This window comes from Ruminococcus flavefaciens ATCC 19208, from assembly GCF_000518765.1.
In the GTDB taxonomy this organism is placed as follows: domain Bacteria; phylum Bacillota; class Clostridia; order Oscillospirales; family Ruminococcaceae; genus Ruminococcus; species Ruminococcus flavefaciens.
In genome coordinates this window covers 1-24,189 of sequence record NZ_JAEF01000025.1, presented here as the reverse complement: position 1 = coordinate 24,189, position 24,189 = coordinate 1, and the positions used below count along the sequence as shown (strand labels likewise).

The 24,189-nt window shown below is 51.3% G+C and carries 26 protein-coding genes; 1 reads left to right on the top strand and 25 read right to left on the bottom strand.

Translation table 11 applies throughout. The features are described 5' to 3' along the window. Positions 1–13: 13 nt before the first annotated feature. The 10 genes from L870_RS0106675 to L870_RS0106630 form a co-directional block, all read right to left on the bottom strand. The gene (locus L870_RS0106675) at positions 14–406 is read right to left on the bottom strand and encodes a recombinase family protein (RefSeq protein ID WP_051411448.1); all 393 of its coding nucleotides are present in this window, start codon (positions 404–406) and stop codon (positions 14–16) included. Beyond that, positions 388–1,935 carry a recombinase family protein gene (locus L870_RS0106670; protein WP_051411447.1) on the bottom strand — a complete coding sequence of 516 codons (1,548 nt, stop codon included), beginning with the start codon at positions 1,933–1,935 and terminating at the stop codon, positions 388–390. The genes L870_RS0106675 and L870_RS0106670 overlap by 19 nt, the downstream gene beginning before the upstream one ends. A 30-nt stretch (positions 1,936–1,965) precedes the next feature. Beyond that, on the bottom strand, positions 1,966–2,157 hold the full coding sequence (locus tag L870_RS0106665; protein ID WP_028517487.1) for an SHOCT domain-containing protein: 192 nt from the start codon (positions 2,155–2,157) through the stop codon (positions 1,966–1,968). Positions 2,158–2,275: 118 nt separating this feature from the next. After that, positions 2,276–3,451: a GH25 family lysozyme gene (locus L870_RS18470; protein ID WP_051411446.1), complete on the bottom strand. Its 1,176-nt coding sequence runs from the start codon at positions 3,449–3,451 to the stop codon at positions 2,276–2,278. Beyond that, on the bottom strand, positions 3,444–3,872 hold the full coding sequence (locus tag L870_RS0106655) for a phage holin family protein (RefSeq protein ID WP_028517486.1): 429 nt from the start codon (positions 3,870–3,872) through the stop codon (positions 3,444–3,446). Before L870_RS0106655 ends, L870_RS18470 begins: the two co-directional genes overlap by 8 nt. Then, positions 3,869–4,540 carry a hypothetical protein gene (locus L870_RS0106650; RefSeq protein WP_028517485.1) on the bottom strand — a complete coding sequence of 224 codons (672 nt, stop codon included), beginning with the start codon at positions 4,538–4,540 and terminating at the stop codon, positions 3,869–3,871. The genes L870_RS0106655 and L870_RS0106650 overlap by 4 nt, the downstream gene beginning before the upstream one ends. Continuing rightward, on the bottom strand, positions 4,537–5,745 hold the full coding sequence (locus L870_RS0106645; RefSeq protein WP_028517484.1) for a hypothetical protein: 1,209 nt from the start codon (positions 5,743–5,745) through the stop codon (positions 4,537–4,539). The genes L870_RS0106650 and L870_RS0106645 overlap by 4 nt, the downstream gene beginning before the upstream one ends. Next, a complete protein-coding gene (locus tag L870_RS18465; protein ID WP_051411445.1) occupies positions 5,745–7,124 on the bottom strand; it encodes a leucine-rich repeat domain-containing protein in 1,380 nt (459 codons plus the stop codon). The genes L870_RS0106645 and L870_RS18465 overlap by 1 nt, the downstream gene beginning before the upstream one ends. Positions 7,125–7,127: 3 nt before the next feature. Then, complete coding sequence (locus tag L870_RS0106635; RefSeq protein WP_028517483.1) at positions 7,128–8,240, bottom strand: siphovirus ReqiPepy6 Gp37-like family protein; 1,113 nt, start codon at positions 8,238–8,240, stop codon at positions 7,128–7,130. 1 nt (position 8,241) lies between these two features. Beyond that, on the bottom strand, positions 8,242–9,099 hold the full coding sequence (locus L870_RS0106630) for a phage distal tail protein (protein WP_028517482.1): 858 nt from the start codon (positions 9,097–9,099) through the stop codon (positions 8,242–8,244). Positions 9,100–9,178: 79 nt separating this feature from the next. Between L870_RS0106630 and L870_RS18460 the strand changes: the two genes are divergently transcribed. Then, on the top strand, positions 9,179–10,348 hold the full coding sequence (locus L870_RS18460; protein ID WP_051411444.1) for a PDDEXK-like family protein: 1,170 nt from the start codon (positions 9,179–9,181) through the stop codon (positions 10,346–10,348). Positions 10,349–10,367: 19 nt separating this feature from the next. On the opposite strand, the gene L870_RS16860 is transcribed toward L870_RS18460, so the two are convergent. From L870_RS16860 to L870_RS0106545, 15 genes are all read right to left on the bottom strand, one after another. Then, on the bottom strand, positions 10,368–14,702 hold the full coding sequence (locus tag L870_RS16860) for a phage tail tape measure protein (RefSeq protein ID WP_051411443.1): 4,335 nt from the start codon (positions 14,700–14,702) through the stop codon (positions 10,368–10,370). 113 nt (positions 14,703–14,815) lie between these two features. After that, the gene (locus tag L870_RS0106615) at positions 14,816–15,178 is read right to left on the bottom strand and encodes a DUF4180 domain-containing protein (RefSeq protein WP_028517481.1); all 363 of its coding nucleotides are present in this window, start codon (positions 15,176–15,178) and stop codon (positions 14,816–14,818) included. Positions 15,179–15,432: 254 nt separating this feature from the next. Further along, positions 15,433–15,813 (bottom strand): hypothetical protein, encoded by a 381-nt coding sequence (locus L870_RS0106605; RefSeq protein WP_028517480.1) that lies wholly within the window; start codon positions 15,811–15,813, stop codon positions 15,433–15,435. Positions 15,814–15,824: 11 nt separating this feature from the next. Continuing rightward, positions 15,825–16,454: a major tail protein gene (locus tag L870_RS0106600; protein WP_028517479.1), complete on the bottom strand. Its 630-nt coding sequence runs from the start codon at positions 16,452–16,454 to the stop codon at positions 15,825–15,827. A 2-nt stretch (positions 16,455–16,456) separates the two neighbouring features. Then, a complete protein-coding gene (locus L870_RS0106595) occupies positions 16,457–16,774 on the bottom strand; it encodes a hypothetical protein (RefSeq protein ID WP_028517478.1) in 318 nt (105 codons plus the stop codon). Beyond that, positions 16,771–17,139, bottom strand: a complete 369-nt coding sequence (locus L870_RS0106590) for an HK97 gp10 family phage protein (protein WP_037271505.1) — start codon at positions 17,137–17,139, stop codon at positions 16,771–16,773. The genes L870_RS0106595 and L870_RS0106590 overlap by 4 nt, the downstream gene beginning before the upstream one ends. Beyond that, entirely contained in the window at positions 17,126–17,479 is a 354-nt protein-coding gene (locus tag L870_RS16855; protein WP_037271502.1) for a phage head closure protein, read from the bottom strand. Before L870_RS16855 ends, L870_RS0106590 begins: the two co-directional genes overlap by 14 nt. Then, on the bottom strand, positions 17,479–17,751 hold the full coding sequence (locus tag L870_RS0106580) for a head-tail connector protein (protein ID WP_028517476.1): 273 nt from the start codon (positions 17,749–17,751) through the stop codon (positions 17,479–17,481). Before L870_RS0106580 ends, L870_RS16855 begins: the two co-directional genes overlap by 1 nt. Beyond that, entirely contained in the window at positions 17,748–18,956 is a 1,209-nt protein-coding gene (locus L870_RS0106575) for a phage major capsid protein (RefSeq protein ID WP_167549424.1), read from the bottom strand. Before L870_RS0106575 ends, L870_RS0106580 begins: the two co-directional genes overlap by 4 nt. A gap of 12 nt (positions 18,957–18,968) precedes the next feature. Continuing rightward, positions 18,969–19,715, bottom strand: a complete 747-nt coding sequence (locus L870_RS0106570) for a head maturation protease, ClpP-related (RefSeq protein ID WP_028517474.1) — start codon at positions 19,713–19,715, stop codon at positions 18,969–18,971. Continuing rightward, on the bottom strand, positions 19,708–20,955 hold the full coding sequence (locus L870_RS0106565) for a phage portal protein (RefSeq protein WP_028517473.1): 1,248 nt from the start codon (positions 20,953–20,955) through the stop codon (positions 19,708–19,710). The genes L870_RS0106570 and L870_RS0106565 overlap by 8 nt, the downstream gene beginning before the upstream one ends. Before the next feature lie 33 nt (positions 20,956–20,988). Then, on the bottom strand, positions 20,989–21,495 hold the full coding sequence (locus tag L870_RS0106560) for a DUF4365 domain-containing protein (protein WP_028517472.1): 507 nt from the start codon (positions 21,493–21,495) through the stop codon (positions 20,989–20,991). 50 nt (positions 21,496–21,545) lie between these two features. After that, positions 21,546–23,147, bottom strand: coding sequence for a terminase large subunit (locus tag L870_RS0106555; RefSeq protein ID WP_028517471.1), 1,602 nt, complete (start codon positions 23,145–23,147; stop codon positions 21,546–21,548). A gap of 54 nt (positions 23,148–23,201) precedes the next feature. After that, a complete protein-coding gene (locus L870_RS0106550) occupies positions 23,202–23,441 on the bottom strand; it encodes a DUF7678 domain-containing protein (protein WP_028517470.1) in 240 nt (79 codons plus the stop codon). Positions 23,442–23,703: 262 nt separating this feature from the next. Beyond that, positions 23,704–24,048: a hypothetical protein gene (locus L870_RS0106545; protein ID WP_028517469.1), complete on the bottom strand. Its 345-nt coding sequence runs from the start codon at positions 24,046–24,048 to the stop codon at positions 23,704–23,706. Positions 24,049–24,189 lie beyond the last annotated feature (141 nt).

Below are 24,189 nucleotides of genomic sequence, written 5' to 3'. Positions count from 1 at the left end.
ATTTTTATAACATTCATTTTCTCACCCCGATCAGACTGTAGATGTATTCGGCTTGTTTTATCGGATCGTCAAAATGCATCTCCGGCTCTGAAATATCAAACTCCGTATAGACTGGCGGCATTTGCAGGCGCTTCTTGCCGCCATGCTTTTCCGACCTGCGTATCAGTTCCGCGTTCGCTCTCGCAAACGTCTGGCGGCTGACAATCGCAGGATAGAAGTCATCGCCGACATAGCAGAAGTTACTGATGATGCGCTTCACCATGCTGTGAACCATCGATCTGCCTGCATTCACGGCAGCATCCCGCAGGCTCATGCCGGAAAGATACCCGTTGAAGATGTTTATAACAACTGCCGCTTCCTGCTCGTCAACGATTACTTTGCCGTCCACTATCTTGTACCCGTACATACTTCCTCCTTCAATGTCAGCCCGCATCTCAGCCGGAAGCCGATGCAGGTTCTGGTGTATACAATGATGCTGTCAACGTATTCGGTGAACAGGTCGTCGCTGAACTCTGTGAGCATTTCTGCCGATTCAGCAAAGCGCAGGAGCTTTTTCGTTTCCTTGATATCGCCGTTCTCTCCGGCTCTGTCGATGCATTTCATTTTAGCGCGGATTTCCTCGCTCTCCATTTCGACGCGCCTCAGCTCCTGATTGTACATCGCCGCATCAAGGAAGCCCTTGACACGCAGCTTCCGCAGATCGTTCTTCCGGTCACTGTTCCGCTGCAATTCATTTTTCAGATCCAGTATTCCTTGCAGGCTCTCGTCCGTATCGGTGAGGCGGAGTGCATCGTAATAAGGAACGAGAACCTGCTTGCAGCCGAAGATCAGCTTATTCATCATCGTCACAAAGGCTGCCTTTATCGCTTCATCCTTGATAAACATCATGGAACAGGCATCTTTATTATAAAGGTGTGTTGAGCAAGCCCATGCGATACCACCACTCTGCGTCTGTCGCTTGAACTTACCGCCGCACTCTCCGCAGATGATGATACCGGAAAAAGGATACTTGTTATGGTACTTTCCCATATCCTTTACGATGCCGTGTTCATCAATGTGTTTCTGTATCATGACCTGCACACGGTCAAAAACCTCTTTGCTGATAATCGCTTCATGGTGGTCTTCCGCAATAAAGCTGTCAACCTCACCGTGATTGTTATGACGTCGGAAGTTGCTGTCGGTATAGGTTTTCTGAAAAGCAGCAGCGCCGTAGTATTTCTCGTTCACAAGAATACCCTTGACCGTTGAGCCTGACCATTTGCCGCCCTTGCGGGTTGGAACATTCCGTCTGTCGAGCAGCTGAGCGATCTTGTATGTCCCCATACCGTTCAGCGCCAGATCAAAAATCAGCCTGACGATCTCGCTCTCAACCGGATCAATGACCATGTTTCCGGCTGCGTCCTTTGTGTAGCCGTATGGAAGGTAGCCGAAAACAAAGGTGCCTTCTTCCATTCGCTTTTTCACCGACCACTTCACATTCTTGGAAATGGACTCGGATTCGCTCTGCGCCATGCTGCTGAGAACTGACAGAATCAGTTCACTTTCCATGCTCCCGGTGTCAATGTTCTCCTTCTCAAAGTAGATCGGGATATTATATGAAAGCAGCTCACGCACCAGCGACAGACAGTCGGATGTGTTGCGGGAAAAACGGCTGATGGATTTTGTCAGCACATAATCGACGCTTCCGGTGCGGCAGGCGTATAACAGAGCCTGCAAGCCTTCACGGGCATCCGCCTTTGTGCCGCTGATGCCGAAATCATAAAATATGCCAGCGCATTCCCAGTCATCGTGCATTTTGATCCAAGATTCGTAATGCTCGCGCTGTGCTTCCAGACTTTCCTTCTGGTCTTCATTCTCGGTACTGACTCGGCAGTAGGCAGCCACCCGGAGCTTTTTCACCACAGCAGGCTGGGCTTCAATTTTCTTGATTTTCAATGGTTGTCCCTCCTTTGTCAGTATACAATATTAACTCTGAACCGATGATTTATCAAGCGTTTTCGGTAATAAGTCCGCGTATAGCGGAGAGAAAGATTTGCGGTTTAATTCCGATAATTTGTCATACTCGACAACTGTAATCATACCGCTGGCGTAGAGCAATTCTGTGATTGCCTGTGCCTTGTGATAGTTGATCTCATCAATGATTTTCTGCTGTTCCATATCGCACCTCCTATTGATAGCCGGAAAAGTCAATCCCTTCATATACCACTACAGAATCGAGATGCGTTTGGACGAAAAAAATGCGCCCGCCGAGAAAAAATCCCGACGGGCGTTGGTGTTATGCCTTATTCAGTTTGCCGCTGTACTTCTTTCCGTCAACCGTGACCTCAACGGTAATGCCGTCCTCCGCAGCAGGCGCAGGCGGATTCAGCTCCTTGCCGTAGCCGTTCAGCCCCTTGCTCTTGATGATGGTCGGGAAATCCTTGTAGCCGACATCAAGATCGACATTGCCGTTGATGCCGTCCACGCTGCCTTTCTCGGAATGCTGCCAGATGCCGTATGCGCCGCTGTAATTCGTCTGATCACACCAGTGCGCCAGCCAGATTGTGTAGCGGGACTTGATGGCATCGGCGGTATGCGTCACGAGCGAGGATGCCGAGCCGTACAGACCGACAAAGTAGCCCGCTGCCTCCACTCTTTCAAGGAACGCCCGCATGATCGCAGACACCTTTTCCTTGCCGAGATCAAACTGCTTTTTCTCCTCCAGATCGAAATAGACCGGGAACTCGAACTGCTTCCCCTTGATGACCGACAGGAACACATCAGCCTCCAGTTCTGCTTCCTCCGGTGTCATCGCATAGGAGTACCAGTACGCACCGACAGGAATACCGGCAGCCTTTGCACCCGCATAGTTTTCCTCGAAACGGTCATCCTTCTGCGATGCCATCCTGCCGTAGCCTGCGCGGAGAATCGCAAAATCAATGCCTGCCGCCCTGACCTTCTGCCAGTCGATCTTGCCGTTGTGAACGCTGACGTCGATGCCCTTCATATCCTCGCCTCCGAAGTATTTATAGAAATCATCCGTGACGGAGCTGTTGCCGTGAACCTCATCACCGTACCATTTGCCGCCGGAACGCACATCGACGTGCGTATAGATGTAGGCGGCAGTGATATTTGCAATGCCGGTAAAGCCGGTATCCTGTGCCTTGCAGCAGACGGTCTTGCTGCTGATGGGCTGTCCGTCCTGCCCGTAGCAGCAGATGTCCGCTGCCTTGCCGAGTGTATGCTGTCCCGTGCCGCTGCCCTTTACTGCCTTATCATGCGCCACGCAGCGGAAGCCGCTGGTGACGATGATCTTAGAGCATTTCAGCTTAGAAAAGAGTGCCTCCAGTTTGGTGATGAGATCATCATCGATCTGAAAATCATGTGCCTTGCCGCATTTACAGCGGAACTCCTGCGCATTAAAGTGCGGAGAGAGCTGTGTATTATCGGTATAGCCGTAGGTTTTAATCATCGTTATCATCCTTTCTGCCGGTCTGCTTCTGCAGCACCTCAATGGCATTTTTCAGTGCAGGCGGATACGGAATACCCATGAGCGATGTATTTTCCACGATGGAGAGCAGCTCATTGACGCAGAACGCAATGCAGACCGCATCACGTACATAGTTCGTATTGAGCAGAATATCCAGACGCACCGCCACGATAATGAGCATGAGGATGCTGCCCTTTTTCGCAAGCCCGTACCAGCCAGCCTTACTATTGAGTTTTCCGGTTTTGCTGTGCTTGGACTTGCCCATCGCGCCGGTAATCATTCCGGTTGCAAAGTCAATGCCCATGAAGATGATGAGCGTCACCAGCGCGGAATCCCAGCCGCCGAACAGCGCTGCAATACCACCGCCGATCGCACCGATCACCGTACAGATACTTCCTTTCATGTTGTCACCTCCAGTACCTTAACCGTCCTGATCATAGGGCTTGTATTGTCTGTCACTGCCTTCCACGCGAGATAATAGTCGTCAGCAGATACACCGCTGCAATCGTGCAGGACGGAGATATAGTTGCCGACAGAGCCAAGCCAGCCGAACGGAACGGAGATCGCCTCGCCGCCGCTGAGCTTTTCGTAAATGTATCTTGCCGTTTCCGCTGGCGACATCTGCTGACTGCTCTTGCGCACCAGCCACATTTCACCTGCATCGGTCGCCCCGGATTTGTAGGTGAACAGAATTCTGCTTGCAGGCGTGATGCGTACCGGAGTGATACACATGGTGTAAATGACAGCGCCCCAGTTGAAATCCGGCTGATTGTAGTAAAGTGCATAGGCATTCTCCGCACAGCAGAAATGCGGATACACGTCAGCAAAGCCCGCGATGCTGCGATATCCGTCAATATAAAAAGTGTAGATGCTTTCACCGTAAGTGGTAAGAGCATCATTTCCGTTGCGGAACAGCGTCACCTCCGGTCTGCCTGACGGGATCTGCAGCACCTTCGGCACGAGGGTATTCAGCTTTTCAGACTCCGATGCCTGCACACCCATTGTCACGAGATTTCTCGCAAGCTGATCGCGCTGCGCATCCAGCTCTGCCAGATAATTTGCAATGCTCATGTCGTCACCTCCACGATTGCCGCAAGTGCGGTCTCTACCCCGGAAAGCTCGGTCTCCACGGCAGAAAGCCGGATAAGGATATCCGAAATGGATGTGCGGCATCCCTGCATATCATATAGAATCTCGGTCTTGAAGCGCTCGAACACACCCTCGTTCACACCGACACGCTCATTGAGGTTCATTGCTGCGGTGTACGCTTCTTCCCAGCGGGAAACATGAGAATCCGTGATGCCGTTCAGCGTTGTGAGGTTGTGATGTGTATGTGCCTGTCTCTCTGCACTTGTAATACTGTCAAGCATTCCCTGCGTGATGCTGTCCAGAACAGATTTATTGGCATGAGAATGCGCCTGCGCAGAAACCTCACTCAGCCCTGTGGACAGTCCGTGCAGTGCATTGCTGGTCGATGCACGGAAAGCCGCCTCATCCTGCAAATACTGCTCGGTAATGGTGTCAAGAACATCCTTGTTATTATGTGTATGCCTCTGTGCATTCAGCGTCAGCAGTTCCTCGTTGATGGTCTGAATCTCATACTGCGTCCTGTCCTCAAACTGCTGCAAGTCGGAAAGCTCCTGCATCAGCTCCGGAGTCAGGCGGTCGAGCGTTGCCTTGTTTGCATGAGAATGAAAATCTCCGGTCGCCGCCTCGATCTCGCGCTCGACAATCGTTGTGACCTCAGATGTTTTCGGGTATTCCGACATATCCGGTGTTTCACCCGGTTCTCCCTTGAGCGATGCCAGCCATTCCTCCTCCGTACCGACATACCCATGCTCCACTGCAATCTCATAGGCGGACTTGCCGTCAGCGCCGTGTCCCGCTTCCTCGATCTTCTTCAGAAGCTGCGCATACAGATCAGGCGTCGGCGGAATGGGCGGATCGTCGTCACCGACAAAGCCGGAAGGACGGATATTTAGGGTAACCGGTACAGTCGTTGCACGTACTGTTGTATCGCTCTCCGTGTCGTAGCCGAACACCGACATTTTTGCCGCACCCACATGAAGCTCCGCAGGCAGATACAGCGATGTGCCATCAGTGCCGAGGACGATATTATAGGTCTCGTCACACTGCGAGAACTGCACGACCTTATGAAAGCGCCGCCAGTCACCGTCAAAGGTAAAGCGGAACTGCACATACTGGATCTGATGATCCGCCAGCACTTCACGTTCCAGAACTTCAATGCTCTGGTTCTTTACAAGAAATTTCCACATTATTCTTCACCAACTTTCCATTCATGATTTTCTTCATCCCACTCCATAAAGCCGTCGAGACACTGAATGCGCGTAAGCCCAGACTGTCCAACTTCCATGCCGCCTTTACCGTCCCAGTTGCTCTGCTTTGTGATCGCTGCCCAATCCTCCAAACTGCCCTCGTAGCTGATCGTTTCCAGCGCCGAGCAATAATTGAAGCAATGCTCACCGATCGAAGCGACCGTGTGCGCCATTGTAAAACTCGTGAGAGCTGTGCAGTTAACGAACATAAAGCTGCCAATCACAGAACCTTCATAACGGACGGAGGTTAGTCTCGTGCAATCACGGCAAGCATACTTTCCAACCGTCGCTACATTATGAGGAACTGTGAGAGAAGTAAGAGCAGCACCCCAGAAAGCACCACCGCCGATTGTTGTAACGGCATCGGGAATTGTAATGCTGTTCAGCTTTCCGGCTGCACTCGGATATTCATCCGCAGGCATAAATGCACCGCTGCCGATCGAGGTGAGGGATGTCGGGAGAGATACAGATTCCAGATTCAGACAGCGTTCAAAAGCATCCTCACCAACGGTTGTAATGCCTTCGGAAACAACAACTGATTTCACTGCATCGTTCCTGTAGAACGGTGAGCGATTCGATTCAATGTCGTAGTCATACATTGCGCCCGTACCCTTCACAAGCACCTTTCCGCTGGAATAGAGCGCATAGTACGCATTTTCACCGCACTGACCGGCAGCAACAATATCTCCGATATCTTCGACTTCCGCTTCAAGCTCATCCACCTTATTGGTCAGCTCGGCAATGGTCTCGTTGTTTTCCTGCACCTCTGCGACAAGCTGTGCCATCTGCGACATCAGCTCCGTCACCTTGCACTTGCCGAGAATGCACTTGCAGTAACCGCAGACATTACTATCCTCGCGGTAGTCGAACCAATCGCTTTCTGTAATTCGTGAAGCACCCGGATTCATGCGCACCGCATACATCAGAAGTCGGACATGATCTTCATCCTGTGGGATAGTTGGAAGCTGCGGATTCTCTGCCGGAGTGCCGGGAAAGAGCTTCAGCGTAACACTGCGGACAGATTCTGTGGTATCAAGATAGATCGCAATACCGACATATCTCGGCAAGGACTCGTCCTGATAGGATGTGAGATCGATCACATATCTGGAATCATTGATAAAATAGTGTCCATCGATCCACGCTTTACCGGTACCAAGAACCACGCCAAGACCGCTGTTCGCTGCTGTCAGCTTGAAGTTCTGACCGTAGGTATCAAGAATACCGTTGCAGATGATAGACGAAAGATACGATGTGAAATCCTCCGCCGTATAGGTGCGGTCAAGCCCTTTTGAATTAAAGAAACCGCTGTAAAAAGCCATATATCATACCTCCTTGAATGTTGGTGTCAGGCTGCGTCCGTTCTGGTCAAAGCCCTCAATCATACCGATAAGCTGTATCTGCGGCTGCATCATCCCGAAGCGCCGGTGCTGCACCGTCACATAGTCGCCGACAAAATAATCGCGGTTATATACATACTGCGTGTTGTGCGCAGCAATGTCCGACTCCGATGCTGTTTTCGGCAGCACCAGTCGTTCCGAACCTCTGGTTTTGAGCAGCTCGATATATTTTTCCTCCGGAATTGGTATTGTTTCACCCTCGACCTGCTCTGTCTCGGAAATATCGTCTGCATCCACATACACTTCATAGCGGTCGAGGTAGGTCGGTTCGTCGCCGTCACAATATGTGGTGCGTTTGCGCTCATCGCCCTTGCCCTGACCGAAGATATAGGCGAAGTTCTTCTGGACGCTGCTGTCCTCGGCATAGCTGAACGAGAGCAGATTGCTGTATGCGTCGGAAAAGATTATATGCGGATTATCCTCCTGCATAATGCTCCGGTCAGCGCCTTCGGAGAGGTCGAATACCATGCGGTACTGCTCCCCGGAGGATTTCACCAGCCGGATATTCGCTGTTCCGCCGAGCTTCTCGCAGATCGTATACACCCACTGCATCAGGTTCGTATAGGAAATTTGCAGCGTTGTAGTCTGCTCCCAGCAGGTGCCAGTGACCGTTCCGAGCGACAACCCCGGAATCCTACGATTGTCCGTGAACAGCGCATTCTGCGTCACGACCTCCCGGACGATCTCGCTGTATGCCTTTGCCGCTGTCACATTGTATGTCGGGTGAATGATGCGCCGTTCCAGCAGACACATCAAAAAACGACCACGCACTGTCAGGTAGTCGCCATTCTCAATGTCTGTATTGATCAACACCGATTCGATGATGCCGAAGTGCTGGTTATCATCATCACGACCGACGATTCTGCCAGTCTGGAAAATCTCAATGTTCTGCGGATTGGCGGCGATATACACTTCAAAGCTGCCGCACTTGTAGTATTCAATATCCCATAGCAGCGAAGAAAAGGTGTCGCAGACCGCCTCAAGCGTAATCGTCAGCGCATCTTCTTCCGCTGTCATGCGGTAAACCTCAATTTGCATATTATACCCCCAGATACGCATTGGTGTGAACAATGGTGACTTTCAGGTTTTGCAGTCCCGTGCCGCGCAGATAGAAACGGTTCCTGCCTTCCCGCAGCGTCAGCCATGTTGAGCCGGAAACAAGCCGGTTGATGATGTTCGTCTTGACACCGCCACGGTCGAGCGTGACGGTCTTGTTGCCCGTTTTCGTGGTTACCGTGATAATATCGCCCGCGAGGATGTCGCCGGTGATTTGCAGATACTCGTCCGTGTCGGCATTATACAGCGTAGGAGAACGTGCATCCTCCAGCGCTTCTATGACCAGCGTGAAGCCGATCTCGTCGCCGTCATTGACAATGGTCATCATGTTCTGCGTGTTGTATTTGCCGAGGATAAACGGCTCCGGGTTACTCTCCGTCGGAAACGGAAATGTGAAAGCGCCGGTGATCTGCGAGTAGTACGCCATGACCGATGTCGTGGAATACCAATAAATATCCGGGCAGAGAATAGAAATCTGCCCGGTTGTAAGCATCTCAAAGTTCTGCACCTCGCAGGACTCCACATATCCCTCCGCAAATACATCAATGCCTGCGGTCGCGTAGTAAATCTTGATGTAGCGGGAAGGCTTCACCACCTTGTAGAGCTGATGCCTGCGGGCTTCCACAACCACACCGCGCATCTCAAAGGAAATGACGACATTCCGCTTCTCAATGAAGGCGTTATTCAAATAGCTGCCGTCCATGCCCGCATAGCTGGAGGTGCTGATCGTACCGGGCGGAGGATTCAGCCCCTCTACCCGAGAGGTCATATACTGATTTGCCGTGGCGGTCATATCAACACGATCGCCATTGGCATTTTCAAGAATAAGTGAAAAAAACATGGTTGCACCCCCTTTACTTTTTCGGAATGGATGTGGTATAATGGTGATATAAAACTCTTGATGTAAGGAGTGATTTCAAATGACAGAAGCCGAAAAAACCGCCCTTAAAGACTTTCTTCTTGACATTAACTGCCTAAAAGGACTTGATAAATGGGCGGATGATTTTAATTTGTTCGATGTGCTTAGAATCACAAACATGGAAATCCGACATAGTAATATTTTAGCATGGCTTTTTGATCCAAATGAAAGTCACGCTATGGGTGACGCTTTCATAAAAGAGTTTGCCCGCAAACTCGCCGAGAAAAATGAACGAGAAGACTTTGACTACTTTGCCTTTATGCTTCAGGACTTTTATTCTTACCAAGTGTACCGTGAATCCAACCATATGGACATTGTCCTGCTTTCGAGAGAAGAAAAGACTGCAATTATTATCGAAAATAAAATCTGGTCTGGTGAATCGGAACATCAATTACAAGAGTATTATGAGAGAAGTCTGGTAGAATACAAAGACTGCACTGAAATCCTGTATGTGTTTTTAACACCTGATGGTTCAGATTCAAGTAACCCTGAACGCTGGATTTCTTTTTCATACGAAGAGATCATAGAGGCACTTGAATGCGCAGTTGCGGACACAGAACTTAGACCAGAAGTGTCTTTATTGATAAAAAACTACATTGAAACAGTGAGGAAAAAGATTATGCGTGAGAGAGATGAAGAACTTGCCCGTATCTGTAACGAAATTTATAATAAGCATCGCACAGCTTTACGTTTGATTTTTGAAAATGTGAGCGTTGATAACTCGATTGAATCAGAAGTAATTTGTAGTGTGTTGCAAGAATTAAGCAATGAAGGCTTAATCATTTATGAGGGCAAGAATAAATGGAGCTTTACCACTGCTAAAATGGACGCTCTTCTTCCGCCGTTAAAAACTCCCGATAGTGCTTGGGGTACTAATTACATCTATTGGTACTGGTTTGAAAAGCGTGATGAGCAGTTAACAATACATTTTGAATTAGGCGGTCTTAACCTGAATGAAGAGCAAGCTCTTAATTCCAAACTGTTAATTCAAGCTGCTGGCAAAAAAGAACGTGCTGGTTATAGGTACTTTAGACTGTTCCATTCAAAAGCAAAGCTATCTCAAGACGACTATGAAACCAGTTTGAGAAATTCAGTTAAACGCCTTGTAAAAGCGGCATTTGAAAACGAAAAGAAACTTCTCGAAAAAGTTGAGGAACTGCGGAAAGCATGATGACAGCATCAAGCCGTCATCACACATTCAGCGCATTGCGCGTCATACGATAAATTTCCAGCCGTGACAGCGACTTAGGCGAATTATTCGTCTGGTTGACTGTCCGGCTGTTGTCGTTGTTATAGTTGTTGATGACCGTTCCTGCGGGAGTGCCGTTCATCATAGCGCCGGATATGCCGTCCATATCGACATTCAGCCCGGACTGCATTGTCAGCGTCATGGCATCAGCCACACCGGACACAGCCGCCTCGACATATTTCTTGCTCTTGTTGATGCCCTTTGCCAGCCCCTTCATGAAGTCCGGCATCCACTCCTCCACATCGGTTAGCGCACCCTTTTCAGGCACAGAGAAATGCAGGTATTCCCAGATGGAACGAGCCACATCTGCAACTGTGTTGATCAGGCTGCCGAGCATATAGGTGATGCCATTGATGAGGTTCTGCATGAGGTCGCGTCCCCACGACCACGAACTGTTGACCTTATCCATGACTGCGCTGTATACAGCGTTCATGGCGTTGACGACTGCATCGCGCACACCACCGAGCCTGTCGCCGATGCCGTTTTTGATGCCGTCCCAGATAGACAGCACGGCTTCCTTGACACGGTTCATGGCATTCCGCACGCTATCTGGCATTGCATCCCAGACCGCCTGCACAACGGTTTTGATCGCATTGACCGCTGTCCGAACCACACCGGATACAGCTTCCCACGTTGTCGTCACCACAGACTTGATGTCAAGCTGCCCCGTTTTGATGAGGTTCTTCAGCGCCGTCCATACCGCCGTGACGATCTTTTTGATGCCGTCCAGCGCTGCGGAGATCACAGAAGATACAGCCTTCCAAGTGGTCGTGATAACGTTGCGGATACTTTCAAGCGCCGTTTTGATCGTGCTGACGATCGCTTTCCAGCCGGAAGTGATACCGCTGCTGATCTGCGCCATTGTCGCATCAATTGCAGCATTGGCGTTTGTCCAGACCGTTTTCACGGTATCAAACACCTGCGTCATGAAGCCCTGAACCGACGTTACCACATTGGAGAGAGCGCTCTGAATCACACTGCTGATTTTCTCAGCCAGTCCGCCAGCAAAGCTGTTGACTGCATCGTTTACCACGCTGGTATTTGCATTGATACCGTCCGCAAGTCCCTGCATGAAGTCCGGCATCCAGCTCTCGAAATCCGCAAGAGGTCCTTCATCAGGTACAGAGAAGTGCAGGAAGGACTTGATCTTGTTTGCCACGCCCTTGACTGCGTCCGCAACCTTGCCGATACAGTTCTTGATGCCGTTCACGATACCGTTGATGATATCTGCGCCCCACTGGAATGCCTGCGATGCAAGGTTCTTGATGAAGTTCACCGCAGCATTGAAGCCGTTAACGATCGTGTCTTTAATTGCCGTGATCTTCTGTGTCACGGCATTTTTCACGCTGTCCCAGATATTCGATACCGTTGTTTTAATGGCGTTCAGGATATTTGTGATCGTGTTCTTGATGCCGTTCCATACGGAAGAAATGGTGCTGGAAATCGCATTCACCACGCCGGAAATGAAACCGGAAATTGCATTCCATACCGCCGATACAACAGCGTGAATGGCATTCAGCGTATTGGTGATGTGGTTTTTAATGCTCTCCCAGATAGAAGAAATCACAGACCAGATCGCATTCAGCACCCCGGAGATAAAGCCGGAGATTGCGTTCCAGACTGTAGAAATGGTAATGGAGATCGCATCCATTACCGTGCTGACCGTGGTAGAAATTGCATTCCAAATTGTCTCGAAAAACGTCTTGATTGCTTCCAGCACGATTGTCACAACCGCCTTGATGGTTTCCCATGTGGTGGTGATTTTCTCGTGAATCCAGTCCATGACGCGACTGATAATTACATGGATAGCCTCAAAAATCGTTTCAAACAGATATTTGAACGCTTCCAGCAACGGAGAGATAAAGTCGTAAATGGTCTGCCATACAGTTGTGATAACAGACCAGATCGCATTCAGAACAGTGGTGATTGCTGTATGAATGGCATTCCAAACGACCGTGATAACAGTTTTGATGAGGTTGATTTTCTCAGATACACTGTTATAAATCGCAGTCCAGATACCGACAAAAAAGTTCTTGATACCCGTCCAGATAGTTGTGAAAAAGTTCTTGATCGCATTTAGGACGGTGCTTACGAAGTTCTTTATACCGTTCCAGATGTTGACGAAAAAGTTCTTGATGCTCGTCCAGACGCCTACCCAGAATTCCTTCACTTCACCAAGATCGGTGCCGAAAATACCGCAGATCATATTCAGCGCATTTTTCAGTGTATCCTTGATGAAATTCCATACCGCAGAAAATATACCCTTGATACCATCCCACACTCTGCTCCAGTCGCCGGTAAAGATGCCGACGAAAATATCCAGAACACTCAGGATAATGTCTGTCACAGCTTTGAAGATGTTTGCGATCTGCTGGAACTGCCCCTCAAAGATCGGCTTCAGGAACTTGCAGAGTCCGTCCCATACAGCCTTGATGACTTCGGTGATATTTTTGAAGTCAAACCCCAGCGCATTAATGCGGTCAACGATGCCCTGACAGAAGCCGGAGAAAATGCTCTTGATCTGTTCCCAGATAGCAGTGATCTTATTGCGGAAGTCCTCATTCGTGCGCCACAGATGAACAAAAGCCGCCACCAGTGCAGCGACAACTGCAATGACAGCGACCACGGGCGCACTGATTCCGCCGATGGCAGCGCCGAAAGAAGTGAACGCCGCCTTTGCGCTTGCAATGATCGTAGGCAGGTTTGCTACAAGCTGCATCAGCTTGCCGACACCGACCATTGTTTTGCCGACTACGACAAGGAGAGGTCCGAGTGCCGCCGCTACAAGTGCAACCTTGACAATGGTTTCCTTTGTCGCAGGCGACAGCGCGTTAAATTTATCAATAAGCCCCTGAATACGGGTAACAATAGACCTGATTGCAGGCATCAGGATTTCGCCGAAAGAGATAGCAAGCTCCTGAAGCTGCGATTTCAGAATGGTGAGCTGACCGCCGAGATTATCCTGCATGACGGCAGCCATCTTCTCAGTGACACCGTTATAGCCGTCGATTTCATCGGAACAAGTGCTGATCGCACCTTCCAGCTTCTGAATATCCGAGGGCGCAGCATTCATCAGCGCAAGGAATCCGGACATTGCATTCTTGCCGACCAGAGCCTGCGCTGCCGATGCCTGTTCCGATTCGGACATCTGTGCAAAAGCCACACGGCAGTCTGCGAGAATGTCATTCAGCTCACGCATGGAGCCGTCAGTGTTGGTCGTTGCAATTTCGATTTCGCCGAAGGCATCACCGCAGAACTTGACCTCCCCCGCAAGGGCTGTCATGATCGAACGCAGTGCTGTACCGGACTGCGAACCCTTGATACCGCTGTTTGCCATCAGACCGATTGCCTGTGCGGTATCCTCGCAGGAGAATCCCAGAGAACCCGCAACAGGCGCACAGTATTTGAAGGTTTCACCCATCATGCTGACATTGGTATTCGCATTGGAGGATGCCGCCGCCAGCACATCAGCAAAATGACCGCTGTCGGCAGCAGATAAGCCGAAAGCGGTCAGGGCGTCAGTTACAATATCCGAAGTTGTCGCCAAGTCCTCGCCGGAAGCAGCAGCAAGGTTCATGATGCCCTCGATACCTTCCAGCATATCTCCGGTTTTCCAGCCCGCCATCGCCATATAGTTCATGGCATCGGCTGCCTCGGAAGCGGAGAACTTGGTCTTTGCGCCCATTTCACGGGCTTTGTCCCGGAGCGCGTCCAGTTCATCACCGGTCGCACCGGATACAGCAGCGACCTTCGACATAGCAGAATCGAAATCTGCAGCCGTCTTCACAGCGGCAGTTCCGGCAGCCATAACAGGAACGGTCACATGAGTAGTCAATGTCGTACCGACATCGGCAATCTTATCACCGGCTTTTTCAAGCATTTCTCCCGCCTGACCAAGCTTTGCAAGCGCCGTGCTGGAAGCCTCCGCCTCACGCTGGAGGTTCTGCAGCTCCTGTTCCGTTTCGATGATCTCACGCTGCAGGGCATCATACTGCTCCTGCGAAATGTCGCCGTTCGCAAGCGCCTGATTTGCTTGCTCTGCTGCCGTTTTCAGTGTATCCAGCTTTTCTTTGGTAGCCTTCACCGCATCGGCGAGGAGCTTGTGTTTCTGCGAGAGCAGTTCCGTATTGGTCGGATCGAGTTTCAGCAGCTTCTGTACATCTTTGAGCTGCGTCTGCGTGTTCTTGATGTTTTTATTGACACCTTCCAGAGCCTTCGACAGCTTGGTGGTATCGCCGCCGATCTCAACGGTGATGCCCTTGATTCTGTTTGCCATGCGGTTTCACCTCCTCCGTGAGGGCATAAAAAAGCAGCCCCGAAGGACTGCTCAGTGTATATTCAGTTAACGCGCTAAATCAGAATCTTGATTATCGCCCTACAAACTGGAATTTACTTTGTCAGCATTTCGATTGCTTCTTCCTTGGTGGCAACAAAAAACACACTCTTCCCCTTATTGCTCTCATAGATAAAATCTCTGAGAGGCTTGCTGGTATAGCGAGAGTAATCGCCATAAATTGCAATGCGTCCACCATAGTTGGTGTACTTTTGCAGAATCTCACCAGCAAGCCCAGTGCTGAGGATGAAAAAGTCCTCAACAATCAGTTTTTTGTCAATTATGATATTCTTTGTGCCTACATCATACTTTGCAGTCATAAGCACATCGAGTGCAGACTGTGCATCTGTAAATACCTTTTCATCGCTGTTAATAACAGCACATAATATGTTGTTTTGTTCAACTGTTTGGATGGTCATTTGTCTTACCTCGTCAAATTCCGATTTAGCGAAGGAAGCTTCATGTTTCCTTCACACCAGAATTATAACACAGAAGGACGAAAAAGTCAATCAGAACGCATCAAAGTCCGCCTGCCCAGCGACCTCCGACCAGCCGTCATATTCGTCGTTTTCCTTTTCGGTGAACATATCATTCACGACTCCGATCGTGAGCAGATCAAGTTCCGAGAGGGACAGCCCGATCTGCACACATCGGAGAAGGAAGAGGGGCGTTGTCATCGGGCGGTCAGTTTTTCGATGTTTTTTTTAGATTCCGCCTGCGTCTCCACGTTGAGTCCCCACAGTTCAATGAGCTGCGGCAGTACCTCGTAAATGGAGAATGTGTTGAACGCTTCAAGCCATTCATCGGGATTGTCCGGCACGTTCTCCGGATCAGCGTGTTTCGCCATGATGTAGGCGATATTCTCGAACACTTCAAGGCTCTCGATGTCGAGGTTAGAGCCTTCCTCATCGCCGTCCTGAACAGAGGTCTGAAGGGCTGCGATATCCTTGTAAATATCCCTGCGGAACTTGATGCGGTAAAGGCGAGGCACAGCGGCACTCGCCTTGAACGGAACCTCGATACCGTCAACGGTAATTGTCTTTTTAATAGCCATGCTGTACCTCCTTACTCAGTTGCGCTACCGGACTTGGTCGATGTGGAACGAGTGCCGGTGCTGTTGTTAGTTGCAGCAGTCGGAATATAAACCGCATTGTACCAGTTGTCGTAGGTGGTCTGGTCAGTGCTTTCGCAGGTCTTGGACTTCACCAGACCGTTTGGCAGCGCCGATGCCTTGAGGGAGAGCTTTTCCGTCTTGACGGACTTGCTCTCCTCCGTAGTTTCGCCCTCAGTTGCAGGACGGGACGCAGAGCAGCAGTACAGCACATGACGGATGTGGTTCTTGTCGCCGTCAAACTCGAACATGAGTGCGAACTGCGATGTTTCCGCATCGTTGCGCTCCACCAGAACGCCCTTTGCATCAAGCTGTTCACCGAGAATCGCCGTTGCAAAGTCGGTGGTGATGAGTGCGACCTCCAGATCGCCGTCATAGCCTGCGTTGTTGTTGATGACATAATACACGCTGTTGTCAGCGTAGAAGTTCTCGTTTTCGCCGTTCGCATCAATGCTAAGGGAAACTGCACCGGGCAGGCGCACAGGCGTTGCGAAGGTCGGAACACCCTCGTCCGACCATGCTGTGATTTTAGCCCAGTGAACTTTGTTCAGACCGAATTTTACCTTATTCTTCTGCAGTGCCATTGTTATACCTCCATTTCGTAAAGCACCTCGTAGAGCTTCTCGCTCTCGATCCAGCTTTCAGTTTTCGTGTAATAAATATTGTGCTGCGTCAGCACTTCCTCCACACGGCTTTCTGTATCGGGCGACTTTTCATCCGTATACAGCTCAATATCAAGCTGCTTGAAGCTGTGATACATCAGGTTATCCGCGCCGAAGGTGTCCTCGCCGGGGGAAAGGAAAATAACAAAGGGCGGTTTCGGAGACTCGCCCTCGGCAAAATGATGATAGGCGAACGGCAGACCGATCTCCTGCATCATTTCATTGATTTCTTCATAGGTCATGACAGCGCCTCCTCGATAAGCTGCGTGAGCATTTCCTCGCCGTGCGCTTCCGCAGGAGCGATATGCGGCTTGCCGGATACACGTCCGCCGTTGCGCTTCGCATGACCTTTTTCAAGCAGGTGTGCAAGCTGGTAGCGGTCTTTCGAATGAACGGTCATTTCAAGAGAATGGCTGTTCTCCTTCGTTTTCTTGGTCGTCCAGCTCTTGCGGTACTTCCCGCTGCGCTTTGGAGCATTGGCGGATATCTCCTTCTTGACGGAGGTCGCCGTCTTTTTTACAGCGGCTTTCATGGCGGTATCGGCAAGGTCTGCATATTCCGTCAGACCGCGCATGATCTCCGCCGCCATATCATCAATCGAAGTCATCCTGCTCACCAGCCTTTCGTGTACCCGCCGTGATCTTCATATAGTCGAGTGATTTATAATTCGGCAGCACACTGTTTATGTCGTATACCAGACCACGGAAGCGCAGCTTGTGCGTGGTGGTATTGATGCGCTTGGTATCGGGTGTCTGCCGGACAGTGAATTCCAGCGATACGACTTCCTTCGTAACGCCCGCATCGGTTGTTTCCGTCGATGTCTTTACGGACACGGCAGCCCAGCAGGAGAATGTTTCCTCCCACCGGGCTTTGTGGTTGCCGATGCCGTCTATCTTCGTGCTGTGTTCCAGCAGGGCGATGCGCTGATTCAGCGTTCCGATCTCCATCAGATCACCCCTTCACGCTGCGCAAATAAAAGCGCCCGGAGCGTGAGCGTCAGCTTGTGGTAATCGGCAGTATTGCGGTTCTCATAGAGGTAAGAAACAGTATACAGCATAGCCTGCCGGGTGGTTTCCTCATTGACCGCAAGTGCCTGCTCGTCCATTCTGCCGACGTCCTGCACCAGTCGCTTGGCAGTGTCGATCAGCGAGAGGATGAGCTTGTCATCCTCCGCATGATCTACACGAAGATAGTTTTTTGTCTCAGTCAGAGTGATCATGCACCGCTGCCACTCTTGACCTTGAGTGTCTTGATTGCTTCGGGGAGAATGAGCTTGCCGTCAAGACGCTCCATTGCAAGGAAGCCGACCTGACCGGTCATTGCGAACAGCTCATTCAGGCGCTTGAAGGTACGACCGGAACGGTCAGCGATCCAGTAGTAGCTGAAATCGCCGAATGCCATACACTTCTTGCCAGCGCCGATCTCCGGAACATAGCTGGAGGTCTTGTAGGGACGGTTGAGAATCGTATCGGGAACGCCTGCCGCAACGGAAGGCTGCCAGATGTAGTTGCCGTTGCCATCTTTCAGCTTGCGGAGTGCCTTGACCGTAGAATCGTTCAGCACCCAGACCGCCTTCTTGCGGTAAGGGCTGCGGAGCGAATAGAACAGCTCCATCACATCATCGAAGGTGATGCTTGCGCCTGCGGTAGTCGCGCCGTCCTGTGCGCCGCCGGTTGCATTGAAGATGCCGGTAGGCTTGCCGGTGCCGTTGCCGATGAAGAAGGCTTCCTCCTCCTTTGCGCCGATTCTGCGGGCAAACTCACGGGCGATGTAGGACGGAAGGTCGAACACGCTGTCATTGAGAAGTTCCTCGGAGATCTTGATCGCTGTACCGAGTTTGTATGCGGAGAGCGATGCCTGACCGAAGGTGTCATCGGAAAGCGTGTACTGCTCCTCCTCATCCATCCAGACCGCATCGCCCTTCGATGTGACGATCGGGATCTTGCGGTCACCGCTGGAGGTCTTGATGACGGTCGCCATCTGGCGGAAGATGTTCTCCTCCTCCAGTGCCTCGATGAGCTTTCTCTCGAACTCATCCGGCACAAGATAGCCGCCCTCGGTGTCCGTGCCGACATGAAGATCGTTGCGGACGTCGATCCAGTTACGGTTGCGGATGCTGTTCCAGAATGCATCGCTGTATGCCGCAGATGCAGTTCCTGTCTTTTCCGGCTCGGTATTCTGCGCAGCAGGTGTGGTGAGAATCGGTGCAGATGTTGCCTTTGCCATATCCGCCTCGATCTCAGCCTGACGCTCCATGCGCTGAATCTCCTTGCCGAGGTTCACGATGGTTGCTTCCATTGCGTCATAGGTCTTGCTGTCCTCCTCGGAAAGCGTACCGTCAGCCTGACGCTTGCTGTCGAGGAAGTCGCGGGCGGTGTCCCACGCCTTCGCTCTCTTTTCACGAAGTTCCTGAATAGTCATTATACATACCTCCAATCAGTATTTCAGAAGATTCAGCCGACTCATCAGCTGATCTACGGGTGTACCTTTGTGTTCTGCCGAGACCTTTTTCATCAGGCTCTGCATGGTTGCTGCACGGGAATAGGACATTGCCGTGAGGTTATCCTCCTTCGGCTCGTCCTCCTCCGGTGTATCTTCATCGGGCTTATCATCCTCGTCCTGCTTCGGCTGCGGCTGACCGCTTGCGAACAGAATACCGTCCACCAGTCCGAGGGACTGTGCCTTTTTCGCATTGAGCCATGTTTCCTCGTCCATCATGCGGGCGATCTTGCTGCGGCTCAGACCGGACTTCTCCTCGTAGGCGTTGATGATGCTCTCCTTGACCTCGTCCAGAAGCTCGATGGCTTTCTGCATCGCTTCCTTATTTCCGAAAGCGACAGTCGAAGGATTGTGGATCATCAGCATACCGGTCGGTGCGATGAGGGTTTCATCACCAGCCATTGCAACGACAGAAGCTGCACTTGCCGCAATGCCGTCGATCTTGACTGTGACCTTGCCCTTGTGGTTGCGGAGCATGGTGTAGATCTGAGAAGCTGCGAACACATCTCCGCCGGGTGAATTCAGCCAGACGGTCAGGTCGCCGCTGACCTTCGCCAGCTCATTGCGGAACATGGCAGGCGTGATCTCATCGCCGAACCATGTGTCTTCCGAAATCGGTCCGTTGAAGATCAGCTCGGATGCGCCGGTGTCTTCATTGCGTACCCAGTTCCAGAACTTATTCATCTGCATTTTCTCCTTTCTCTGCGAAAGCGCCTGCGTCCTCCAGCTTTGTGAAGCTGCCGTTCACCAGATACAGATTGCCGCCTTCCTCATCGGAAATAGCGTTCATATCCTCCAACTCACGGATATCGTTTGCGGACATCCAGCCGTTCTGCCGTGCAGTCGCATAGCCCTGCATTCGGCTTGCATAGTCGCCGCGCAGCAGACCTTCCACATTGAATTTAATGAAATAGCGCCCCTTTTCGGAATCCGAAAGAAGCGCCTTCTGTAGTCCCTGTTCCCAGCGTACCAGCCACGGATCAAGGGTGTATTTTACGAATTCGAGCGACAGATGCTCGATGTTGCTGAATGTTGCATGGTCGAGATCGCCGATCATATGCAGCGGCACACGGTACAGGCGGGCAATTTCCTCTATCTGAAACTTTCGGGTTTCAAGGAACTGCGCCTCGTTATTCGGAATGGAGATAGGCGTGTATTTCATGCCCTCCTCCAAGATCGCTGTCTTATGCGCATTGCTGCTGCCGTAAGCCCGCTGCCACGCCTCACGCACACGCTCCGGATTTTTGATCACGCCCGGATGCTCCAGCACCGCCGAAGGTGCAGCTCCGTTTGCGAAGAAGGACGAGCCGTACTCATCACAGGCGACCGCCAGACCGAGTGCATTCTTTGCCATTGCAATGGGGCTGTATCCGACCAGACCGTCAAAGCCTAAGCCGGGAATATGCAGCACCTGTTCCATTGGCAGGATGATCTCGCCCTGCTGCCTGAAATTCGGGTTGTGTTCGTCGTATCGGCTGTAGCGGTAGATGAGCCTGCCGCGATCGTCACGGTCAACACGCACCTTATCCGGCATCAGCGGATACAGTCCGATGACGTCACCTCTGCCGTTCCGGATGATCTGCGCATAGGCGTTGCCGTAGATCAGCAGGTGCGCCATGAGCGTTTCCCGGAAAACGAACGATGTCATTTCGGGATTCGGCTGGTCATGCAGCAAAAAATAAAGCGGGTGCTTCGGCACTCGCTCTTTTCCGTTATCAGTGTATTGGTAGACGTGCAGGGGTAATTGCGCGATCGCCTCTGACAAAACTCTCACGCAGGCGTAAACTGCAATGATCTGCATCGCCGTGCGGTCGTTGACTTGCTTACCCGCATGAGTCCGTCCGAAGAAGTAGCTGTAAGACGGGCTGTCGTAGCTGTCCTTCGGCTTGTCCCTCGACCGGAACAGTCCGCTGAAAATGCCCATGTGCATCACTCTCCTTTAGTAAAAAAACGCCCATCAATTTGATTGGCGTCTTTCATAATAATTGTTTATGATTTCCACAAGTGGTTCTATGTTGTCTAATGCACAGTTCCCCACTGGTATTCTTAATGTTGTTTTACCTGATTCATTGTTTTGAGCCGTCTCAAGAATATCCTCCGAGACAATTGTATGCATATCAGCGTAATAATAGCTGCTTCCAGTCTTTAATGATATGTACACAATAATAACTGGAATATTAGTTTGAAATGCATATTGTATATTGGACGCGGATACTCCGCCAACCGACACAAAGGGTTCCGTTTTTAAAGGAACAATAGTACTTGCAGAACCTTTCAATTGAATAAGTGCAAACTTACCTGTCGGAATTCCATCATTAAACAACTCTAACAAGCCATCAATCCCGTAATCTCGTTCTGTGATTTCTCTAAATAATGCATCGCCGTTTCTATAATTTGCTATCATTGCTGCAAACTTTGTTCTTGATCTTGTTTCTGTGACATGAGTTGACTTGCGACTTGCCATTTCTATCACCCTTGTTTATTATAGCACGTTTTATAACAGAAATCAACATCTTACAGCACCAATAACTCTCTCTCGTCATATATGCTGTCGCCCGTGTCGTTTCCGCAGCGGATCGCACGGTCAAGCGCCATGATCGTGGCGACCGTTCCGTCGATCTTCTCCGTGGACTTCTCCTTGTCCGGCTTGATGTTGCCCGCCGGATCACGCTTGATGAAAATGTTGTCCATATTCCAGCGGAGCACTGGATGCCCGTTGTGGGCGATCTTCTGCTCCAGCGTCAGCTTCATCAGTTCTTTGGTCGGCGGCGACATATCACGGTAGCCCTGACCGAACTGCACCAGCGTGAAGCCCAGCCCCTCAAGGTTCTGCGACATCTGCACCGCGCCCCAGCGGTCGAAGGCGATCTCCCGGATATTGAACCGTGTACCCAGCTCGTCGATGAAGTTTTCGATGAAGCCGTAATGCACGACGTTGCCCTCGGTCGTCATCAGGAAGCCCTGCCGCTGCCAGAGGTCGTAGGGAACATGGTCGCGTCGGACGCGCAGGTCAAGCGTCTCCTCCGGCAGCCAGAAGTACGGGAGAATATAATAATGGTCGTCCTCCTCGGTCGGCGGGAACACCAGCACGAAAGCGGTTATATCCGTCGTGGAAGAGAGGTCGAGACCGCCGTAACATACACGCCCTTCCAGCAGCGATTCGTCAAAATCGACCTTGCAGGCGTCCCATTTGTGCATCGGCATCCAGCGGACGGTCTGTTTCACCCATTGATTCAGACGGAGCTGTCGGAAGGCGTTCTCTTCGCCGGGGTTCTGCTTGGCGGATTCGCAGGCGGCTTCCACCTTATCCATGCCGATGGTTTCGCCGAGGGACGGATTTGATTTTTTCCAGACCTCCGGAGAAGTCCAGTCGGCATCATCGGGAGCGCCGTAGATCACAGGGTAGAAGGTCTTGTCGATTTTGCGCCCTTCGAGAATGTCCTGCGCCTTCTGGTGCTGTTCGTAGCAGATGGAATTGGTGTCCGTTCCCGCCGTCGTAATCAAAAAATACAGCGGCTGCATTCGTGCATCGCCGGAGCCTTTCGTCATAACGTCAAAAAGCTTTCGATTCGGCTGCGTGTGCAGCTCGTCGAAGACGACACCATGAATATTGAAGCCGTGCTTGCTGTACGCCTCGGCGGAAAGCACCTGATAGAAGCTGTTGGTCGGCACATACACGATGCGCTTCTGCGAGGTCAGGATTTTGACGCGCTTGTTCAGGGCGGGACACATCCGAACCATATCGGCAGCGACGTCAAACACGATCGCCGCCTGCTGCCGGTCAGCAGCGCAGCCGTATACTTCGGCACGTTCCTCACCGTCGCCGCAGGTAAGCAGCAGTGCGACCGCAGCGGCAAGCTCGGACTTGCCATTTTTCTTCGGGATTTCGATGTATGCCGTGTTAAATTGCCGGTAGCCGTTGGGCTTGATGACACCGAACAAGTCGCGGATGATGCGCTCCTGCCAGTCAATCAGCTCGAACGGCTTTCCCGCCCATGTGCCTTTGGTATGAGCAAGGCACTCGATGAACCGGACTGCGTAGTCGGCGGCGGCTTTGTCGTAATGGGAATCCTCCGCCATGAACTGCGTCGGTGTATAATCTTTCAGCTTTCGCAAGTGCCTCACCTCCATGAGAAAGGCGGCTGCCTTCCGGTAGCCGCCTTCGTGTTTTTAGTTGTATTCGTGCATCAGGATCGCCAGCGCCATTTTCGCTGCCTCGTTCTGCGGCGGAACATCCAGCCCCCGGTCGTAGTTGTAAACAACCTCGCCGCTGATCTTCAGCGTTGCCTTGCTGATCCTGCCACCGTCGATTCCGTACTGGCTGCCCTCGTCGTAGGCTTTCACCCAGTAATGAACCACCGTGTACTTGCCGTCGCCCTTCGGAACTCCAATCGTACCTTCATGCCACATATTCGTTTCCTCCGTTTTTCGTAGTTTTCGGTGGGCTTTGCCCTTCCGTTGTACACATATTAACTCTAAACGGCGGATATATCAAGTGTGAGTAATAACAATGATCGCTGCGGTATTTTCCGCTTGTTTGTGTACTTTACGCCCGCCCGCAGGAGCCGCGTAAATGCGCTGTGTGGGGCTTGTTCTGGCATGGCATCAGTTTGCGAGGAACCTGCTGCCCGCGCACTGGGCGGCGCTGTGCCGCCCCGGTGGGGCGACCGGCTTATCTGCCGGTCATCCATTCCCATTCGCTTTCGCAGGCGGCTGCGTAGTCTTCGTCAAAAAGGGCATCGTCGTCAATCCATTCGGTTTCGTACTCGATCTCCTCGATGCCCTCGAAGGTCGTGCCGTTTGCGGCTGCGTCCTCCTGCGCAAGGCTGTCGGCGTTCTCCTCAACCCAAGCCTTGAAGTCCTCTGCGTCGAGGTCGTCCTCGTTCTCAATCTCCAGTTCGTAGCCTTCCTCCTCGGTGTCGTACCAAAGGATCGTGGCACTCTTGATTGCCTCGCGCTCGTTCCAGTCGTCTCTGCCTGCCATTGCTCTTGCCTTTGCCATTCCGTAGCTGATCATTGTTTTTTCCTCCGTGTTTCGTAGTTTCCGGCGGGCTTTGCCCTTCCGTTGTGTACATATTAACTCTAAAAGCACATTATATCAAGCCGCTAAAACTACAGAAGATACGGGGAAATGTGCGGCGGGTGTTGTGTATATTAC

Excerpts from the sequence above, each read along its gene's own strand:
- L870_RS0106675 (WP_051411448.1), bottom strand. The coding sequence starts at position 406 with ATGTACGGGTACAAGATAGTGGACGGCAAAGTAATCGTTGACGAGCAG.
- L870_RS0106665 (WP_028517487.1), bottom strand. The coding sequence starts at position 2,157 with ATGGAACAGCAGAAAATCATTGATGAGATCAACTATCACAAGGCACAG.
- L870_RS18470 (WP_051411446.1), bottom strand. The coding sequence starts at position 3,451 with ATGATTAAAACCTACGGCTATACCGATAATACACAGCTCTCTCCGCAC.
- L870_RS0106655 (WP_028517486.1), bottom strand. The coding sequence starts at position 3,872 with ATGAAAGGAAGTATCTGTACGGTGATCGGTGCGATCGGCGGTGGTATT.
- L870_RS0106650 (WP_028517485.1), bottom strand. The coding sequence starts at position 4,540 with ATGAGCATTGCAAATTATCTGGCAGAGCTGGATGCGCAGCGCGATCAG.
- L870_RS0106645 (WP_028517484.1), bottom strand. The coding sequence starts at position 5,745 with ATGTGGAAATTTCTTGTAAAGAACCAGAGCATTGAAGTTCTGGAACGT.
- L870_RS18465 (WP_051411445.1), bottom strand. The coding sequence starts at position 7,124 with ATGGCTTTTTACAGCGGTTTCTTTAATTCAAAAGGGCTTGACCGCACC.
- L870_RS0106635 (WP_028517483.1), bottom strand. The coding sequence starts at position 8,240 with ATGCAAATTGAGGTTTACCGCATGACAGCGGAAGAAGATGCGCTGACG.
- L870_RS0106630 (WP_028517482.1), bottom strand. The coding sequence starts at position 9,099 with ATGTTTTTTTCACTTATTCTTGAAAATGCCAATGGCGATCGTGTTGAT.
- L870_RS18460 (WP_051411444.1), top strand. The coding sequence starts at position 9,179 with ATGACAGAAGCCGAAAAAACCGCCCTTAAAGACTTTCTTCTTGACATT.
- L870_RS16860 (WP_051411443.1), bottom strand. The coding sequence starts at position 14,702 with ATGGCAAACAGAATCAAGGGCATCACCGTTGAGATCGGCGGCGATACC.
- L870_RS0106615 (WP_028517481.1), bottom strand. The coding sequence starts at position 15,178 with ATGACCATCCAAACAGTTGAACAAAACAACATATTATGTGCTGTTATT.
- L870_RS0106605 (WP_028517480.1), bottom strand. The coding sequence starts at position 15,813 with ATGGCTATTAAAAAGACAATTACCGTTGACGGTATCGAGGTTCCGTTC.
- L870_RS0106600 (WP_028517479.1), bottom strand. The coding sequence starts at position 16,454 with ATGGCACTGCAGAAGAATAAGGTAAAATTCGGTCTGAACAAAGTTCAC.
- L870_RS0106595 (WP_028517478.1), bottom strand. The coding sequence starts at position 16,774 with ATGACCTATGAAGAAATCAATGAAATGATGCAGGAGATCGGTCTGCCG.
- L870_RS0106590 (WP_037271505.1), bottom strand. The coding sequence starts at position 17,139 with ATGACTTCGATTGATGATATGGCGGCGGAGATCATGCGCGGTCTGACG.
- L870_RS16855 (WP_037271502.1), bottom strand. The coding sequence starts at position 17,479 with ATGGAGATCGGAACGCTGAATCAGCGCATCGCCCTGCTGGAACACAGC.
- L870_RS0106580 (WP_028517476.1), bottom strand. The coding sequence starts at position 17,751 with ATGATCACTCTGACTGAGACAAAAAACTATCTTCGTGTAGATCATGCG.
- L870_RS0106570 (WP_028517474.1), bottom strand. The coding sequence starts at position 19,715 with ATGAATAAGTTCTGGAACTGGGTACGCAATGAAGACACCGGCGCATCC.
- L870_RS0106565 (WP_028517473.1), bottom strand. The coding sequence starts at position 20,955 with ATGGGCATTTTCAGCGGACTGTTCCGGTCGAGGGACAAGCCGAAGGAC.
- L870_RS0106560 (WP_028517472.1), bottom strand. The coding sequence starts at position 21,495 with ATGGCAAGTCGCAAGTCAACTCATGTCACAGAAACAAGATCAAGAACA.
- L870_RS0106550 (WP_028517470.1), bottom strand. The coding sequence starts at position 23,441 with ATGTGGCATGAAGGTACGATTGGAGTTCCGAAGGGCGACGGCAAGTAC.
- L870_RS0106545 (WP_028517469.1), bottom strand. The coding sequence starts at position 24,048 with ATGATCAGCTACGGAATGGCAAAGGCAAGAGCAATGGCAGGCAGAGAC.